Genomic DNA, 15,269 nt, shown 5'->3' on the forward strand with positions numbered 1-15,269 from the left:
CTCGGCCTTGATTTCGCCATAAAAATAGTCGCGCGGGATGTTCAGTTGCGTCGGGCCCATTTCCGACATGGCGCGGTCAAAGCAGCGTCCCGTGAATTCCGCCATGCGGGCAGGATTCGTCACGTGGCCCTGGTATTTCGTGAATTCCTCGAACATCGGCAGCTGGTTCGCTTCCTGGAAGCCGCCCAGGCCCATGCTCATGGTGCCCGTCTCCGGCGTGATGATGACCACTGGCGTATGCGCCCAGTAGGCGGCGGCAATGGCTGTCACGCAATTGCTGATGCCGGGACCGTTCTGGCCGATGACGACGCCATGGCGGCCCGAGACACGGGCGTAACCGTCAGCCATGTGGCCGGCGCCCTGCTCGTGCACGACGGGGATCAAGCGGATGCCGGCCGGGGCAAAGATATCCATCGGGTCCATGAAGGCCGAGCCCATGATGCCGAACATGTCGGTCACGCCATTGGCGGCCAGGGTTTCCACGAACGCTTCGGAGGGCGTCATCTTTTGCGGGCCAACAGGTATCGCGGCTGCGGCGGCTTTTTGGTCGGACAAATCGGTCATGGCTCAGTCTCCTTACGGTTTTATGAAAAATCGGTATATTTTGTTCCGATATTTGAAATACGTGTTCAATTTAACGGTTGCGAAATGCGCTGTCAATGAAAATTCATGAAAAATCGGACTGTTTCATTCCTGAATCCGGAATCCATGCATGTGCACCGCTGCTGAAACAACAATGGCGGCTTATCCGCAACAGACAAGCCGCCATCGTTCCCTGCCCCGCCGTGCTTAGAACTTCAAACGCATGCCGGCCGTGAAGGCGCTCGAGTTATGCCCAGGCAAAGGCACGCTGCCGCCGCTCGATGCGTCGCCGACGAAATTGGTGCCCGCGCCATCGTTGTTGATGCGGCCGTACGAGGTGTACAGATTCGTGCGCTTGGACAAGGCATAGGTGTAGCCGATGGCCAGCTGGCGCCCGCCGCGGCGCGCATTCGTGCGGTCATCCTTCTTGATGTAGGACGCCATCACGCTGCCCGCCGCGCCCACGGGGGCCGACGCGCCCAGCATGTAGCTGCGGAAATCCGTGCCCGCGTCATCCTTGTCCGTCTCATACGCGGCGTGCAGCTTGGCGGGGCCGAAGTCGTAGGTGCCGCCCAGCAAGGTGACTTTGGCCGTGTTCAGCGCCGTATCCTTGCGGTTGTCATGGGCGAGGGTCAGCACCAGCGGGCCGTTGGCGTAATCGATGGAAAAGTCGATGGTGCGGCCCAGGGTGTTGCTGTCCGGCTTTTCGCCGAGGCCAACCATCACGGCGGCCGACAAGCCGTTTACCTTCGGCGTCTCGTACATGATCGAGTTTTTCGTGCGCAGGCTGGCCACGCTCATCAGGTTGATCGAGGCGCCCGTCATGCCCGTCTCGAACGGGTCGATATTGTCCAGCGCGGTAAACAGCGGGTTGTGCTGCAAGCCCAGGTTCACGGCGCCGAAGCCGCCCGACAGGCCCACGTAAGCCTTGCGCCCGAACAGGGCGCCCTGACGGTTGGCGCCCGTATCCACGTCGAGGCCATTTTCCAGCAAGAAGTTGGCTTTCAGGTTGTTGCCCAGGTCTTCCGTGCCCTTGAAGCCGATGCGGCTGCCCGACTGCACGCCGGTGGCCAGCTTGGTGACGGAACCGTCCGCGCCGCCGTGTTCGGACGTCAGGCCCGCGTCGAGCAAGCCGTACACGGTGACGGACGATTGGGCGCTGGCGTTGCCGGCGAAGGAGGCCAGGATGGCTGCCGCTACGAGTGTGTGTTTCATGTCATCTCCAGGTATTGTGGTTTTTATAAACGCTTGAAACGATAATCAACTGCCTTGCTACAAATCGGGCTCAGGCGATCAGCCCGGCCATCGGCGACGAGGGTGAGGCGCTCATGACGCCCGCTCTCCGGGGGATGCGTCCGGCCAGATAGGCCTCGCGTCCGCCCTGCACTGCCAGTTTCATGGCGCGCGCCATGCGGACCGGTTCGCGCGCCGCCGCGATGGCGGTATTCATCAGGATGCCGTCGCAACCGAGTTCCATGGCGATGGCCGCGTCCGACGCCGTGCCGACACCGGCGTCGACCAGCACGGGCACACGGGCTTGCTCGATGATCAGGGACAGATTCCACGGATTCAGAATGCCCATGCCCGAGCCGATCAGGGACGCCAGCGGCATGACGGCGATGCAGCCGATGTCTTCCAGCATGCGCGCCTGGATGGGGTCGTCGCTGCAATACACCATCACCTGGAAGCCGTCGCGCACCAGTTCCTGCGCCGCCTTTAACGTTTCCGGCATGTTCGGGAACAGGGTCTTTTCATCGCCGAGCACTTCCAGCTTGCACAGCTGGTGCCCGCCCAGCAGCTCGCGCGCCAGCTGCAAGGTATAGACGGCGTCGCGCGCGTTGTAGCAGCCGCCCGTGTTGGGCAGGATCGTGTATTTCGATGGCGGTATGAAATCGAGCAGGTTCGGCTCACCCTTTTCCTGGCCGATATTCACGCGCCGGATGGTGACGGTGACAATCTCGGCGCCGCTCTCTTCGATGGCCAATCGCGTTTCCTCGAAATCCTTGTATTTACCCGTGCCCACCAGCAGGCGCGACTGGTAGGTGGTACCGGCCAGGGTCAGCCCGGCCGGTGGCTGGCTGGGGGTGGCGTCGTCTCTCATCGTGGTGCTCTCCTAAGTTAAAGCTGGGGTCAGACCCGGCGGGTCTGACCCCGGAATGCCTCTGCCGCAGACTGCGGTGCCAAACGTTGCCCGCAAAACGCAAAATCGACTTCCGGCCGCCGCCCCGACACAAGGTCGGCGATCGCCCTGCCCGCGCCGCAGCCCATGGTCCAGCCCAGGGTGCCGTGGCCCGTGTTGAGGAACAGCTGGCGGTAGCGCGTGGTGCCGATGTACGGCACGTTCGATGGCGTCAGGGGACGCAAGCCGGCCCAGTAGACGGGGTCGCTGTAATCGCAGGCATCAGGGAACAGCGCCTGCACTCTGCGCGTGATGGCGGCGCAACGCACGGGGTTCAGTTCGCGCGTGTAGCCGCTCAGCTCGCACGTGCCGGCCACGCGCAGGCGCTCGCCCAGGCGCGAAAACACCAGTTTGTGGCCATCGTCCGTCAGCGACACGGACGGTGCGCTGGCGGGGTCACGTATCGGATATGTGGCGGAATAACCTTTGCCCGGATACAGCATCAGGCGGATACCGAGCGGCTGCAGCAGCGGTGCGGAAAAGCTGCCCATGGCCACCACCACGGCATCCGCGTATTCCAGGCGGTGGCGGCCTTGCGCATCGATGCATTCCACGCCCGTGATGCGTTCGCCATCCGCCAGCAAGCGCGTCACCGTCGTGCCGTACTGAAAATCCACGCCGGCCGCAGCCGCGCGGGCCGCCAGCGCCGTGGTAAACAAATGCACGTCGCCTGACTCGTCGCTGGCCGTGAAATCGCCGCCGACGATCTGGCTGCGCGCATGGCGCAGGGCCGGTTCCAGCCGGATCACTTCATCGGCGCTGACGGTGTTGCGCGGGCAGCCCAGTTCGCGCAAGAGCGCGGCGCCCGACTGCGATTTATCGAACTCCTGCTGGTCCGTATAGAAATGCAATATCCCCCGCTCGAGGTGGTCATACGCGATGCCCGTTTCGCGCCGGAGGGCTTGCAGACTCTGGCGGCTGTACTCGGCCAGCGCGACGATCTGGCGCATATTGCGCGACACACGCGATGGCAGACATTCGCGCAGATAATGCAGCGCCCACTGCCATTGCAGCGTATCGAGGCGGGGACGGAACAGCAACGGCGCATCGTCCTTGCCCAGCCAGCGCACGACCTTGCACAGGGTGGCGGGATTGGCCCACGGCTCCGCGTGCGAGACGGAAATCTGCCCGCCATTGCCGAAGCTCGTTTCCTGCGCGGCGCCCGCCTGGCGCTCGAGCACGCGCACATCGTGGCCCGCCTGGCGCAAGTACCAGGCCGATGCCGTGCCGACCACGCCGGCGCCGAGGACAAGGATCTTCATGGCGGGCTCGGCTCGCTTAACGGGTCAGCAGGACGGCGATGGCGACAAAGGCGGCGATCCACACGGTTTCCATCACCAGCATGATCACGGGGCGCCAGCCCAGCGAGGCCAGCGACTGGAACGACGTTTTGACGCCCAGCGCGGCAATGGCGATGACGAGGCAGGCGCGCGAAGCATTGTTGATCCAGCCATTCACTTCCTGCGGAATCAGGCCCAGGCTGTTGGTAATGACGAGCCAGACAAAACCGATCAGGAAAAAGGGCACGAGCGGCGGCGCATCGACTTCGCTTTTGCCTTCCTTGCGCTTGAACATGATCGACAGGCCCAGCACGACAGGCACGAGGCAAGCCACGCGCGTCAGTTTGACGAAGGTGGCGACGTCGCCCGTATGGTTGCTGACCAGGTAGCCGGCCCCCACCACTTGCGCCACGTCATGGATGGTGCCGCCGATAAACACGCCCGCTTCCGTCGGGTCAAAGCCCAGCAGCTTGACCAGCAGCGGGTAAACGATCATGGCCAGGGTGGACAAGGTCGTCACGCCGACCACCGTCAGCAGGGTGAATTTTTCGTTTTCCTTAGTTTGCGGCAGCACGGCGGAAATGGCCAGCGCGGCCGACGCGCCGCAGATGGCGACCGAGCCGCCGGACAATATCCCTTCCGTGATGGGGCGTTTCAGCCACTTGGCCAGCAAGTAGCCAAAGCCCAAAGTCGCCACCAGGCCGCCGACGACGATCAGCAACGGCGTCACACCGACCGAGGCGATCTGGTTGAAGGTGATACGCGCGCCCAGCAGGGCCACGCCCGTGCGCAGCAGCACCTTGCTGCAAAACTCGATGCCGGGCTTGCAGGTGGGGTCCGACGCGAGGAAGTGAAAAGCCAGGCCGAAGAACAGCGCGTACAGCAGTTGCGGGCCCCCGTAATTGCTGGAAATAAAGGTGGCCGACAGGGCGATCACCAGTGCGATGGCCACGCCGGGCCAGCTGCGCAGCACGGCGCGGGGACGCCAGATGGCAACGGCGGAAGACAGGTAGGGAATGTTCTTGTCGACAACGCGTGTTATCGCTGAGGAGTTGGTTTTCATGCGGGTCCGCTCATAATGTTTTAAAAATTGGGACATTTCATCTCGTTTTTTAATAATACACGATGAGCTAGCGAAGTCCATGCTTTTCCATGAAAATCGAAACCGGATGTTCCGGAAACTGACGTTTTAATGATGCCAGTACCGTAAACGACAAGCGGCGCGGCCCTTCGCAGGGACGCGCCGCTCGCTACTGACGAGTTAAACTTTACTTTTTGTTCAGGCGGGTGATCAGGCTGGATGTATCGTAACGGTTGCCGCCCGCTTGCTGCACTTCGGCATAAAACTGGTCCGTCAAAGTGGTCACGGGCAAGTCGCTGCCGTTGCGCTTGGCTTCGGCGAGGCAGATGCCAAGGTCCTTGCGCATCAGGTCGACGGCGAAACCGAAGTCGAACTTGCGTTCGATCATGGTCTTGCCCCGGTTTTCCAGCTGCCACGACTGCGCCGCGCCCTTGGAAATCACGTCGACCACCAGCGCCGCGTCGAGGCCAGCGTTTTCCGCAAAGGCGATGCCTTCGCTCAAGGCTTGCACGAGACCGGCGATGCAGATCTGGTTGACCATTTTTGTGAGCTGGCCGGAACCGGAGGCGCCCATATAGGTGACGGCGCGCGAGAACAAGGCGATGACGGGCTCGGCGCGCGCATACGCTTCCGCGTCGCCACCCACCATCACGGTCAGCTTGCCGTTTTCCGCGCCAGCCTGGCCGCCGGACACGGGCGCGTCGAGGAAGAACACGCCCTTTTCTTTTGCCGCCGCGTGGATGGTGCGCGCCGCTTCGGCCGAGGCCGTCGTATGGTCGATCAGGATGCTGCCCGGCGCCATGGCGGACAGCAGGCCGCCCTCTTCCAGGATCACTTGATACAGGTCGTTATCGTTGCCGATGCAGGTGAAGACGAACTCGGCGCCCGCAGCGGCGGCGGCCGGCGTGGCGGCGCTGCTGCCCTTGTATTGCTCCAGCCAGGCGGCCGCACGGGCCGGATTGCGGTTGTACACGGTGACGTCGTGCCCGCCCGCCGCCAGATGGCCTGCCATAGGGAAACCCATGACGCCCAAACCGATGAATGCCACTTTTGCCATATTGTCCGTCCTGTCGATGTGTGAATCCGATTATTGTTGCACAAATGGCCCGCGCCAGCAGCATCGTGCCGCCAGACGCCAACTCAGACCGCCAGGCATTAGCAATTGGCAAACATCAGCGATTTACATATGCAAGATCAAAATTATCATAAATAATTTATGTTGTATTTTTTTCTATTTAATATTACATTGAACTGGCATTACAAATAAGGAAACTTTTTGCCGCATCCTTTTCCCAACCCTCGTTAAGGAGTCGATCTTGCAAACCTCACTCACCCGCATGAAAATCATCAGCGCCGCCGCCCTGCTGTTCGCCGCCAGCGCCGCACACGCCGACATCACGGTCTTTACCAGCCAGTCCGCCTATCTGGCAGCGGCCGGCAATACCGGCGTCGATACCTTTGATGATTTGCCCATCGATGCACTCGATGGTCCGCTGTTCCGCAGCGCCGGCAGCTATGCCTACACGGCAAGCAGCGTTGGCGTCTCGCCCATCCTGTACGGCGCAGGCACGGGCAGCGACAACTGGCTGAGCACCAATAACCGTGACGACAGCGTGGTGTTCTCCAACTTTTCCAGTGCCGTACGCGGTGTGGGGGGATTCTTCTTCGGATCGAACTTTTCCGGCGAATATGCCAGTGCCCAGAGCATCACGCTGACCGCGCGCAATGCGCTGGGCGAGCTGCTCACCTACGAACTGGTATTGCCGACACAGGCATCGTTTGTCGGCTTCCTGTCGACGGGCGCCTTCTCGGACCTGGCCGTCAGCACGGCCGGACAGATCGGCATCTGGCCGACCATCAATAATCTGTCCGTGTCGGCCGTACCGGAGCCAGCCACCTACGGCATGCTGCTGGGCGGCCTGGGCTTGCTGGGCTTCATGTCGCGCCGCCGCCGGGCCAGCCAGCAGTAAGCAAAGTGGTACCTGATACGGCTGCCGGCAGCCGTATCAGGCCTGCCATCCAGGACACGATCTCGCGCCAGATTGAATGCTTTTCCATACCGCCCATCCTGCTGCCGCTTGCATCCATTGATTGACGCGCAAATGGCCGTGCATGACGGGACGCCTGCCAGCGCCCGATGCGCCTAAAGCGCCTGCCGGCGCAGGCGGCGCAAGCGGCTGACGGTGCGCCAGATCAGGTATGACATGGGCAAGAGCATGATTGCCTGCACGCCCGTCAGCACCATCCGCAACATATCCATCTGGCGGTCGCGGCTGCCCAGCAGATTGAATATCAACAGCAAACTGGTCAAGCCGAAATACATCAGCAAGCGCTGTTGCCTGGCGATCTTCGATGCCGTATCCGTGTAAATCTCATTCGGCTGGCCGTCTGCCGCAGGCTTGCGCCAGCAATAACTACCCCACCAGTAAAACACCAGCTCCCAGCCGGCATCCTGGCACAGCTGGTCATACTCGGCGCTGCGCTTCCATGCAGGAAAGGAGTCGAAACGGTAGACCTCATCGGCGGGTTCGCCCCGGACAAACGTAAACCGGCAAGGCATGCGAAAGCCCGTCAAATGCCAGCCTGCCAGGGCTTGCGAACGCAGCCATTGCTCGATCTCGCCATCATCAAGCTCGATGAACCATTTATAGACATGCGACCGTTGCTCACTCATCCTGTTTCACCTCAGTATTTTGCTAAAAAGGGCGCACTCGCCTCGCCCACGCGCACCATCACCCGCAAGCGCCGCAATTGCGCCAGCAGCACATGGCGCCCCATGTCCGTCATGGTGTAGACCTTGCGCCGCTCGGCTTCCCTCACCATCACGATCAAGCCCTGCTTTTCCAGGTTGGCAAACGCCCCGTACATGGTGCCTGGCCCGATCTTGACGGCGCCCTCGCTGATGGCCTCGACTTGCTGCATGATGGCGTAGCCATGCGCCGGCTCGTTCAAGGCCAGCAAAATGTAATATGTGGCTTCCGACAAGGGCAGCAGCTTGTCTATCGATGCATCCATATTCCTCCCCAAAGGCAATAGCCGATATAGCGTAAATCGTTATATCGTCATCTGATATATCGATAAGTGATATAGCGACTTACGCCATAGTAGCACGGCAGGCTGAAATGTCTGCACTTTTTGATAAGTTCGGAAAGAATTGGCGCCACCGCCGCTATGGGCAGTGGCCGCTACAAAAGAAAAAAATTACACCAGGGCACGCAGGGCCGTCATCAGGGCCGCGCACTCGCCCACGTTGCCGATGCTGATGCGCAGATACTGATTGATACGCGGTGCATTGAAATGGCGCACGATCACGGAACGGGCACGCAAGCCTGCGGCCAGTTGCGCCGCGTCATGCTGCGGGTGGCGCGCAAAGACAAAGTTGGCCACCGACGGCAGCACCTCGAAACCCAGCGCCGCCAGATCCGCCGTCAGCTGTTCGCGGCTGGCGATCACGGCCTGGCGCGTCTGCTGGAAATACGCTTCGTCGTGCAGCGAGGCAACGGCACCGGCCAGCGCCAGCCGGTCCAGCGGATACGAGTTGAAACTGTTCTTCACTCTTTCCAGCGCCTCGATAAGATCAGGATGCCCGAAGGCACAGCCGACGCGCAAGCCGGCCAGCGAGCGCGATTTCGAGAACGTCTGCACCACTAGCAAGTTCGGATACCGTTCGACCAGGGTCACGGCGCTCTCGCCGCCGAAATCCACATACGCTTCATCGACCACCACCACGGCGTCAGGATGATCACGCAGCAGGGTTTCCACATCGGCCAGCGGCAAGTCGACGCCTGTCGGCGCGTTGGGATTGGGGAAGATGATGGCGCCGCACGGCCCCTGGTAGTCTTGCGGGCGGATGCGCATGGCATCGTCGAGTGCTACCGTGCGGTAATCGATACCGTACAGCTTGCAATACACGGGATAGAAGCTGTAGCTGATGTCGGGGAACAGCAGCGGCGCATCGTGCTTGAGCAAGGCCATGAAGGCCAGCGCCAGCACTTCATCGGAACCGTTGCCGACGAACACCTGCGCGCTGTTCAAGCCGTGGTAGTCGGCCAGGGTTTGCTTCAGTTCGCTGGCGGAGGGATCGGGATACAGGCGCAGGCTGTCGTTACTGGCTTCGTGCAGTGCGGCCAGGACTTGCGGCGATGGGCCGTAGGGGTTTTCGTTGGTGTTGAGTTTGACCAGGTCGGGCAGTTTCGGTTGCTCGCCAGGGATATAGGGGGTCAGCTCGCTGACGATGTTGCTCCAGAATCGGCTCATTGCTTTTATTGGTGGGGTCGGGATGGGAGGGGGTAGATTACCATAGGCTGAGCGGGGTCAAGGTGGGTGGCGACGGCGAGGGGTAGCGTGGACGGCATCGGCCGAAGCTGAAGAGGACGCAGCATGAATAGCATGCACAAACTGAGCGATCCGTGGCTGCGGCCTGACGCGCTGGAGCGACAGACACGCCAGCGCAAGATCAATGCATGGCTGCAGGTTGCCGCCAGCCTCAGCAAACAAATCGCTGCCGAATTGCAGACTGCAACAGACCAGCTACAGGGCGAAGGAATGGCCGACCTGCAACGCGCGATGGCACTGGCGCAACGCTTGGCGAGGAATAGCAAGGCCATGCACGATACCCTCGGGACACTGTTTGACAGGGGTGAAAAATGCGAGGAGCATCGAGTGAAAAGCATGGAGGATTGCACCATGGACGAGCAGGTCAATACACTGGCAAAAGACATGGCTGGTGTGAAACTGGACGTTGCTGATTTGAAGGTGGATGTGGCTGGCATCAAGGTGGATGTGGCCGGTCTGAAAACGGATGTGGCTGGCCTCAAGGTGGATGTGGCAGACCTGAAAACGGATGTCGCCGGCCTGAAAACGGATGTCACTGTCCTCACGACGGATGTCAGCAGCTTGAAACTGGACTTGGCGGTGGTGCGCTCCAATTATGCGACCAGATCTGATGTGGCTGAGGCGAAGTCGACTGTCATCCTATCATGCGTGGGGACGATGATTGCGCTGGCAGGTGTGGCGTTTGCGGTGGCGCGGCTGGTGCACTAGCTTGCGTTGGTGGGGGTGCTGGCATTCAAAGCTGAATGGAGGAAAAAACGCCTTGCGCTGCGCGCTTTGGGCGGTTTTTCTACCTGCATTGATACGTCGCAGGCTTTTTTGCATCACTAATAAAAAAAGCTCCCTTGCGGGAGCTTCTCTTATGTATTCTGGCGGAGAGGGTGGGATTCGAACCCACGGTACGATTTAACGTACGCTTGATTTCGAGTCAAGTACATTCGACCACTCTGCCACCTCTCCGTTTACTGCGGTCTATTCATTCAAACTGGCGTGCCGGTTTGAACGAGGCGCTATTTTAGCATGGGTGTTGTTGGGTTGGGTAGGGGTTTATTGGTGATTTGCAATTGAGGGCTGGCATTTAGAACCAAACCCAATTTGACGATTCGGGGAGCCTCGCGCAAGTACGCGCTCGTCTTCGAATCCCACGCGTACGCCCCGCAGGGGGCGTACTCCTTTCCGCCGCCACAAATAAAAAAAGCTCCCTTTCGGGAGCTTTCTCTATTTGTTCTGGCGGAGAGGGTGGGATTCGAACCCACGGTACGATTTAACGTACGCTTGATTTCGAGTCAAGTACATTCGACCACTCTGCCACCTCTCCATTTGCTGCGGTCTTTCCCGCATTGCTGCGAGAAGGCAAGATTATAGCAGCCCGCAGCGAAAAGAAAAGGACTATTTTAGGCCTTCAGATGCGTCAGGCCACCCATGTACGGGCGCAGCACGGCCGGGATCTCGACGCTGCCGTCCGCTTGCTGATAGTTTTCCAGCACGGCCACCAGGGTGCGGCCTACTGCCAGGCCGGAGCCGTTCAGGGTGTGCGCCAGTTCCGGCTTGCCGGCGGCGTTGCGGAAACGCGCTTGCATGCGGCGGGACTGGAAGGCTTCACAGTTCGACAGCGACGAAATTTCGCGGTAGGTGTTTTGCGCCGGCAGCCACACTTCCAGGTCGAAGGTCTTGGTGGCGCCGAAACCCATGTCGCCCGTGCACAGCGACATCACGCGGTATGGCAGGCCCAGGCGTTGCAGAATCGTTTCCGCGTGGCCGACCATTTCATCGAGCACCTGGTACGAGGTGTCCGGATGCACCACTTGCACCATTTCCACCTTGTCGAACTGGTGCTGGCGGATCATGCCGCGCGTGTCGCGGCCATAGCTGCCCGCTTCCGAACGGAAGCATGGCGTATGGGCCGTCATTTTCAGCGGCAACTGGTCGAGCGCGAGGATTTCATCGCGCGCGATATTCGTCAGCGATACTTCCGACGTCGGGATCAGGTAGAAGGTCTCGCCCTCGCCTTCCGCGCCGCCTTTTTTCACCGAGAACAGATCAGCTTCGAATTTCGGCAGCTGGCCCGTGCCGCGCAAGGAATCGGCATTGACCATGTACGGCGTATAGCATTCCGTGTAGCCGTGCTCGTCCACGTGCGTGTTGAGCATGAATTGCGCCAGCGCGCGGTGCAGACGGGCGATGCCGCCCTTCATGACGGAAAAGCGCGAACCGGTCAGTTTGGTAGCCACTTCGAAATCGAGGCCCAGCGGGCCGCCCACGTCGACGTGATCCTTGACTTCAAAGTCAAAAGTGCGTGGCGTGCCGACCTTGCGCACTTCCACGTTGCCCGACTCGTCCATGCCCACAGGCGACGATTCGTGCGGCAAATTCGGCACGGCCATGATGAAATCGCTCAGCTTGGCTTGCACCACGGTCAGGGCCGCTTCATCGGCTTTCAGCTCATCGCCCAGGCCGGCCACTTGCGCCATCACGGCCGAGGTGTCTTCCCCCTTGCCTTTCAGCATGCCGATTTGCTTGGACAGCGCATTGCGCTTGCCCTGCAGCTCTTCGGTGCGCGTTTGGATCGCCTTGCGTTCGGCTTCGAGGGCGGTAAAACCTGCCACGTCGAGCTGGAATTTGCGCGTCGCCAGGCGTTCTGCGACGGTGGCGATGTCTTTACGGAGAAGTTGGATATCTATCATGGGTGGATGGCGGTGCCGATGTATCGAAAGCACTCATTGTACCAAGACCCGTTCAGTTCTTTATGAGTTTTGCACATGGCTGGCCATCGTCATGGCGGCATGGCTGGGCACTCGCGCCCGCTTTACAACCGGCGCTTAGATAAAGGCGGCTTTTTCGGCAGCGGTCAGGCGGCGGGCGCTGACGGTGACGACAGGCATCGTGCTGTCGGCAGCCTGGGCAATCACGGTGCTGCTGGCGCTCACTTCCACGGTGTTCGCGCCGGCGGTGGCGAAGCTGGCGCCGATGGCGATGATGGCGGCGGCGACAAAGGTGATTTCCATGTTTTTCAGTGCGTGCATGATGTGACTCCTGGTTAGTTTGTTTCGTTGACTGCTGCTGGTATGGTGCTACTTTAGCCAACGGCCACAAACAACGCCACCGGCTTGCGACCAGCGGCGAAAAACAGGGAGCGAACGGTGAAAAACGGGGACTGAAGCGTGGAGAATAGTTACAAGGCGTCCTTGACCAGGCGACCGAGACGGTCAATCGCCTGCTCAATGCGCGGCATCCACGGATTGCCGCAATTGAGGCGCAGATAATTGCCGAACTTGCCCGAGGCCGAGAACAACTGGCCAGGCATGTACGCCACACCTTCCGCGATGGCTGGGCCATGCAAGGCCAGCGCATCGATTTGCGGCGGCATCTGCACCCACAGCACGAAACCGCCCTGCGGCTCGGACAGCATGCAGTCCGCCGGAAAGCTGGCCGCCACGGCGTCGGACATGCGGGCGATGCGCTGCACCAGGGTGCGTCGCATCTTGCGCAGTTGCTGGTCGTAGCTGCTGCCTTCCAGAAAATCGGCCAGCACGGCCTGGAAGAAATGGCTGGTGGCGCCGCTCGACACGGTTTTCAGCAAAGCCACTTCCTGCGCGAAGCGGCCGGCCAGCACGTAACCGACACGCGACGCAGGAGTAATCGCCTTGGAAAACGAAGAGCACAGCAGCACATTGCCGCTCGTATCGTAGGCTTTCACGGGCCACGGCCGCTGCGGGGCAAAGCACAAATCTCCATATACATCGTCTTCCACCAGCGGAATATTGAATTCCGACAGCAGCCCCGCCAGCCGCTTCTTGTTTTCTTCCGGCATGACGCAACCGAGCGGGTTGTTGGCGTTCGGCACGAACAAACACGCTTGCACGAGACCGGCGCGCAAGGCAAGCTCCAGCGCGTCGAGCGACGGTCCCGTCTTCGGGTCGGTGGGAATTTCCAGCGCCTTCATGCCCAGGCTTTCGATCATCTGCAGCAGCACGAAATACGTCGCCGACTCGATGGCAATCGTGTCGCCCGGTTTGGCGACGGCACGCAGGCACAGGCTGATTGCTTCCGTGCAGGAATTCGTCACGACGATCTCGTGCGGGTCCAGCTTGCCCCAGTCCAGCGCGCGGCGCGTCACCTGGCGCAGGAAATTGCTTTCGCTGACGTCGTAGCAGCTGACCTTGCTCAATAAAGCGGGCTCGCGCCGCGCCACGGCGCTGATGGTGCGCTGCATGCGATTGATGGGCAGTATCTCGTCGGGCGGCCAGGCCGTGCCCAGCTGTACGATATCGGGCGCCTCGTTTTCCTTCAGCACGCGCATCAACAGGTTGTTGATGCCGACAAAGGCCGGCTCCTTCAAATGCTGGGCGTCCGCGCTGCACGGGCGGCGCGGCGCGCGGTGGCGCACGAAATAGCCGGACTGGGGCCGCGCATCGACTTGCCCCCGGTCTTCCATCAGGCGCAAGGCTTGCATCACCGTGCTGACGGAAATGCGCTTTTGCTGCGCCAGGTGGCGGATCGATGGCAGGCGGTCGCCGGGCGCGAACACGCGCGAGTCGATCAAGGCGCCCAGCTCGTTGGCCAGGTGCTCGTACAGATTCAAATGCGCGCTCATGTTCATCCCTTCAGTATGCGGCTCGCGCACGTGGCCGGCACAGATACAGTTGCCGAGTTTTTTGACAAGCACAGTGTACGACAAGGGACACTGTATTCATCACAATTTCGTTTTCCTGCATCTGTCATGGTTCACCACAAGGGCCTAAGCTGTTCCTGTCAGCACAACAGGAGCGATGCCATGCATACCGACCACGAATTACGCAGCGAACGGCCTTTGCGCCTGGAAAAAGCGCACGCCAGGGTCATCGAATGCCTGTCCGGCACGGCGTGGATCACGGCCTACGCCCAGTTCGAGGATTGCGTGCTGCGCAGCGGCGAACGCTATACGATACCGAATGACGGCCTGGTGCTCGTCGAAGCCGTGGGTAGCGGACACATCCGTGTGCATGGGACGGCCGCACCGCGCCCCGCCCTGCTGCGCTGGCTGAACCTGGCACTGCCTCACACACTGATCACAAGGAATACATGAGTCAAGCAACACTACATCAAGCACCACTGCGCGTCCTCGTCACGGGCGCCGCCGGCATCATCGGCACCGCTTTCTGGAAGCGCCGGCACGGGGAATTCTCCCTGCGCCTGGCCGACCTGCACACAGGCAAACTGGCCGAAGCGCCCTGCCCGGCCATTGATCTTGACGTCGCCGACTATGCCGCCTGCCTGGCCGCCTGCACCGGCGTCGACGTGGTGTTGCACCTGGCCGGCGTGCCGCACGCCGGTGCCGATTTCGATGCGCAACTGCTGCAGCCGAACATCGTCGGCACGCACAACATCTTCCGCGCGGCGCAGGCGCAGGGGGTGAAGAGAGTCGTGCTTGCCAGCAGCGCGCAAGCCATCGAAGGCTATCCGCTGGACGTGCAAGTGCAGGAAAGCATGCCGGCGCGCCCCGCGAACATGTATGGCGCCAGCAAGGCGTTTGGCGAAGGCGTGGCCTCGGCCTTTGCGCACCAGCACGGCATGACGGCGATCGCCGTGCGCATCGCCAACGTGGCCCACTTTGCGCCAGGTCAACAGCACAGCGCACGCGACATCGCCGCCTTCATCAGCGAGCGTGACGTGGTGCAACTGCTGGCCCGCTGCGTGACGGCGGACGTGCCGGCCGGCTACCACGTCGTGCATGGCGTGTCGGACAACCGCTATAAACGCTTGTCGATCGCAGCGACGCGCCAGCTGGTCGGCTATGCGCCGCAGGATGACGGTTTTACCCTGCTGGGGCTGTAAC

The 15,269-nt window shown here is 61.1% G+C and carries 16 protein-coding genes and 2 tRNA genes; 4 read left to right on the forward strand and 14 right to left on the reverse strand.

Annotation, left to right across the window (positions count from 1 at the left end):
* The 6 genes from KO538_RS21370 to KO538_RS21395 all read right to left on the reverse strand — a co-directional run.
* Nucleotides 1-564, reverse strand: a 564-nt coding sequence (locus tag KO538_RS21370) for a thiamine pyrophosphate-binding protein (protein WP_257620486.1), incomplete at its 3' end; no start/stop codon positions are given.
* Nucleotides 565-789: 225 nt separating this feature from the next.
* Nucleotides 790-1,797 carry a porin gene (locus KO538_RS21375; RefSeq protein WP_219329582.1) on the reverse strand — a complete coding sequence of 336 codons (1,008 nt, stop codon included), beginning with the start codon at nt 1,795-1,797 and terminating at the stop codon, nt 790-792.
* Nucleotides 1,798-1,867: 70 nt separating this feature from the next.
* Nucleotides 1,868-2,683: a thiazole synthase gene (locus tag KO538_RS21380; protein WP_219329583.1), complete on the reverse strand. Its 816-nt coding sequence runs from the start codon at nt 2,681-2,683 to the stop codon at nt 1,868-1,870.
* A 29-nt stretch (nt 2,684-2,712) separates the two neighbouring features.
* The gene (locus tag KO538_RS21385) at nt 2,713-4,023 is read right to left on the reverse strand and encodes a D-amino acid dehydrogenase (RefSeq protein WP_219329584.1); all 1,311 of its coding nucleotides are present in this window, start codon (nt 4,021-4,023) and stop codon (nt 2,713-2,715) included.
* Nucleotides 4,024-4,039: 16 nt separating this feature from the next.
* Entirely contained in the window at nt 4,040-5,104 is a 1,065-nt protein-coding gene (locus KO538_RS21390) for a YeiH family protein (protein ID WP_080698798.1), read from the reverse strand.
* A gap of 205 nt (nt 5,105-5,309) precedes the next feature.
* Nucleotides 5,310-6,179, reverse strand: coding sequence for an NAD(P)-dependent oxidoreductase (locus tag KO538_RS21395; protein ID WP_219329585.1), 870 nt, complete (start codon nt 6,177-6,179; stop codon nt 5,310-5,312).
* Nucleotides 6,180-6,438: 259 nt separating this feature from the next.
* On the opposite strand from KO538_RS21395, the gene KO538_RS21400 reads away from it, so the two are divergent.
* A complete protein-coding gene (locus KO538_RS21400) occupies nt 6,439-7,092 on the forward strand; it encodes an FxDxF family PEP-CTERM protein (protein WP_257620487.1) in 654 nt (217 codons plus the stop codon).
* 173 nt (nt 7,093-7,265) lie between these two features.
* On the opposite strand, the gene KO538_RS21405 is transcribed toward KO538_RS21400, so the two are convergent.
* From KO538_RS21405 to hisC, 3 genes are all read right to left on the reverse strand, one after another.
* A complete protein-coding gene (locus KO538_RS21405) occupies nt 7,266-7,796 on the reverse strand; it encodes a DUF2812 domain-containing protein (RefSeq protein WP_219329586.1) in 531 nt (176 codons plus the stop codon).
* An 11-nt stretch (nt 7,797-7,807) separates the two neighbouring features.
* The gene (locus KO538_RS21410) at nt 7,808-8,137 is read right to left on the reverse strand and encodes a PadR family transcriptional regulator (protein WP_034758635.1); all 330 of its coding nucleotides are present in this window, start codon (nt 8,135-8,137) and stop codon (nt 7,808-7,810) included.
* Nucleotides 8,138-8,323: 186 nt separating this feature from the next.
* Nucleotides 8,324-9,379: a histidinol-phosphate transaminase gene (hisC, locus tag KO538_RS21415; RefSeq protein ID WP_219329587.1), complete on the reverse strand. Its 1,056-nt coding sequence runs from the start codon at nt 9,377-9,379 to the stop codon at nt 8,324-8,326.
* Nucleotides 9,380-9,502: 123 nt separating this feature from the next.
* Between hisC and KO538_RS21420 the strand changes: the two genes are divergently transcribed.
* Nucleotides 9,503-10,165, forward strand: a complete 663-nt coding sequence (locus KO538_RS21420) for a hypothetical protein (RefSeq protein WP_219329588.1) — start codon at nt 9,503-9,505, stop codon at nt 10,163-10,165.
* 159 nt (nt 10,166-10,324) lie between these two features.
* Here KO538_RS21420 and KO538_RS21425 read toward each other — a convergent pair.
* The 5 genes from KO538_RS21425 to KO538_RS21445 all read right to left on the reverse strand — a co-directional run bounded on the left by KO538_RS21425 (nt 10,325) and on the right by KO538_RS21445 (nt 14,048).
* A tRNA-Ser gene (locus KO538_RS21425) sits at nt 10,325-10,414 on the reverse strand.
* 268 nt (nt 10,415-10,682) lie between these two features.
* A tRNA-Ser gene (locus tag KO538_RS21430) sits at nt 10,683-10,772 on the reverse strand.
* 76 nt (nt 10,773-10,848) lie between these two features.
* Nucleotides 10,849-12,138 (reverse strand): serine--tRNA ligase, encoded by a 1,290-nt coding sequence (gene serS, locus KO538_RS21435; protein ID WP_219329589.1) that lies wholly within the window; start codon nt 12,136-12,138, stop codon nt 10,849-10,851.
* Between the two features lie 135 nt (nt 12,139-12,273).
* A complete protein-coding gene (locus tag KO538_RS21440; protein WP_131689149.1) occupies nt 12,274-12,477 on the reverse strand; it encodes a hypothetical protein in 204 nt (67 codons plus the stop codon).
* 149 nt (nt 12,478-12,626) lie between these two features.
* The gene (locus tag KO538_RS21445; RefSeq protein ID WP_219329590.1) at nt 12,627-14,048 is read right to left on the reverse strand and encodes a PLP-dependent aminotransferase family protein; all 1,422 of its coding nucleotides are present in this window, start codon (nt 14,046-14,048) and stop codon (nt 12,627-12,629) included.
* Nucleotides 14,049-14,228: 180 nt separating this feature from the next.
* Between KO538_RS21445 and KO538_RS21450 the strand changes: the two genes are divergently transcribed.
* Together KO538_RS21450 and KO538_RS21455 are read left to right on the forward strand one after the other, a co-directional pair.
* Nucleotides 14,229-14,519 (forward strand): DUF2917 domain-containing protein, encoded by a 291-nt coding sequence (locus KO538_RS21450; protein WP_051991977.1) that lies wholly within the window; start codon nt 14,229-14,231, stop codon nt 14,517-14,519.
* Nucleotides 14,516-15,268, forward strand: a complete 753-nt coding sequence (locus tag KO538_RS21455) for an NAD(P)-dependent oxidoreductase (RefSeq protein WP_219329591.1) — start codon at nt 14,516-14,518, stop codon at nt 15,266-15,268. The genes KO538_RS21450 and KO538_RS21455 overlap by 4 nt, the downstream gene beginning before the upstream one ends.
* Nucleotide 15,269: the final 1 nt, after the last annotated feature.

This window comes from Janthinobacterium sp. NKUCC08_JDC (assembly GCF_019345575.1).
GTDB classification, from domain to species: Bacteria; Pseudomonadota; Gammaproteobacteria; order Burkholderiales; family Burkholderiaceae_D; genus Janthinobacterium; species Janthinobacterium aestuarii.

What these genes read in the sequence shown, in the direction of transcription:
- KO538_RS21375 (WP_219329582.1), bottom strand. Translation starts at nt 1,797, where the DNA reads ATGAAACACACACTCGTAGCGGCAGCCATCCTGGCCTCCTTCGCCGGC.
- KO538_RS21380 (WP_219329583.1), bottom strand. Translation starts at nt 2,683, where the DNA reads ATGAGAGACGACGCCACCCCCAGCCAGCCACCGGCCGGGCTGACCCTG.
- KO538_RS21385 (WP_219329584.1), bottom strand. Translation starts at nt 4,023, where the DNA reads ATGAAGATCCTTGTCCTCGGCGCCGGCGTGGTCGGCACGGCATCGGCC.
- KO538_RS21390 (WP_080698798.1), bottom strand. Translation starts at nt 5,104, where the DNA reads ATGAAAACCAACTCCTCAGCGATAACACGCGTTGTCGACAAGAACATT.
- KO538_RS21395 (WP_219329585.1), bottom strand. Translation starts at nt 6,179, where the DNA reads ATGGCAAAAGTGGCATTCATCGGTTTGGGCGTCATGGGTTTCCCTATG.
- KO538_RS21405 (WP_219329586.1), bottom strand. Translation starts at nt 7,796, where the DNA reads ATGAGTGAGCAACGGTCGCATGTCTATAAATGGTTCATCGAGCTTGAT.
- KO538_RS21410 (WP_034758635.1), bottom strand. Translation starts at nt 8,137, where the DNA reads ATGGATGCATCGATAGACAAGCTGCTGCCCTTGTCGGAAGCCACATAT.
- hisC (WP_219329587.1), bottom strand. Translation starts at nt 9,379, where the DNA reads ATGAGCCGATTCTGGAGCAACATCGTCAGCGAGCTGACCCCCTATATC.
- KO538_RS21420 (WP_219329588.1), top strand. Translation starts at nt 9,503, where the DNA reads ATGAATAGCATGCACAAACTGAGCGATCCGTGGCTGCGGCCTGACGCG.
- serS (WP_219329589.1), bottom strand. Translation starts at nt 12,138, where the DNA reads ATGATAGATATCCAACTTCTCCGTAAAGACATCGCCACCGTCGCAGAA.
- KO538_RS21440 (WP_131689149.1), bottom strand. Translation starts at nt 12,477, where the DNA reads ATGCACGCACTGAAAAACATGGAAATCACCTTTGTCGCCGCCGCCATC.
- KO538_RS21445 (WP_219329590.1), bottom strand. Translation starts at nt 14,048, where the DNA reads ATGAGCGCGCATTTGAATCTGTACGAGCACCTGGCCAACGAGCTGGGC.
- KO538_RS21450 (WP_051991977.1), top strand. Translation starts at nt 14,229, where the DNA reads ATGCATACCGACCACGAATTACGCAGCGAACGGCCTTTGCGCCTGGAA.
- KO538_RS21455 (WP_219329591.1), top strand. Translation starts at nt 14,516, where the DNA reads ATGAGTCAAGCAACACTACATCAAGCACCACTGCGCGTCCTCGTCACG.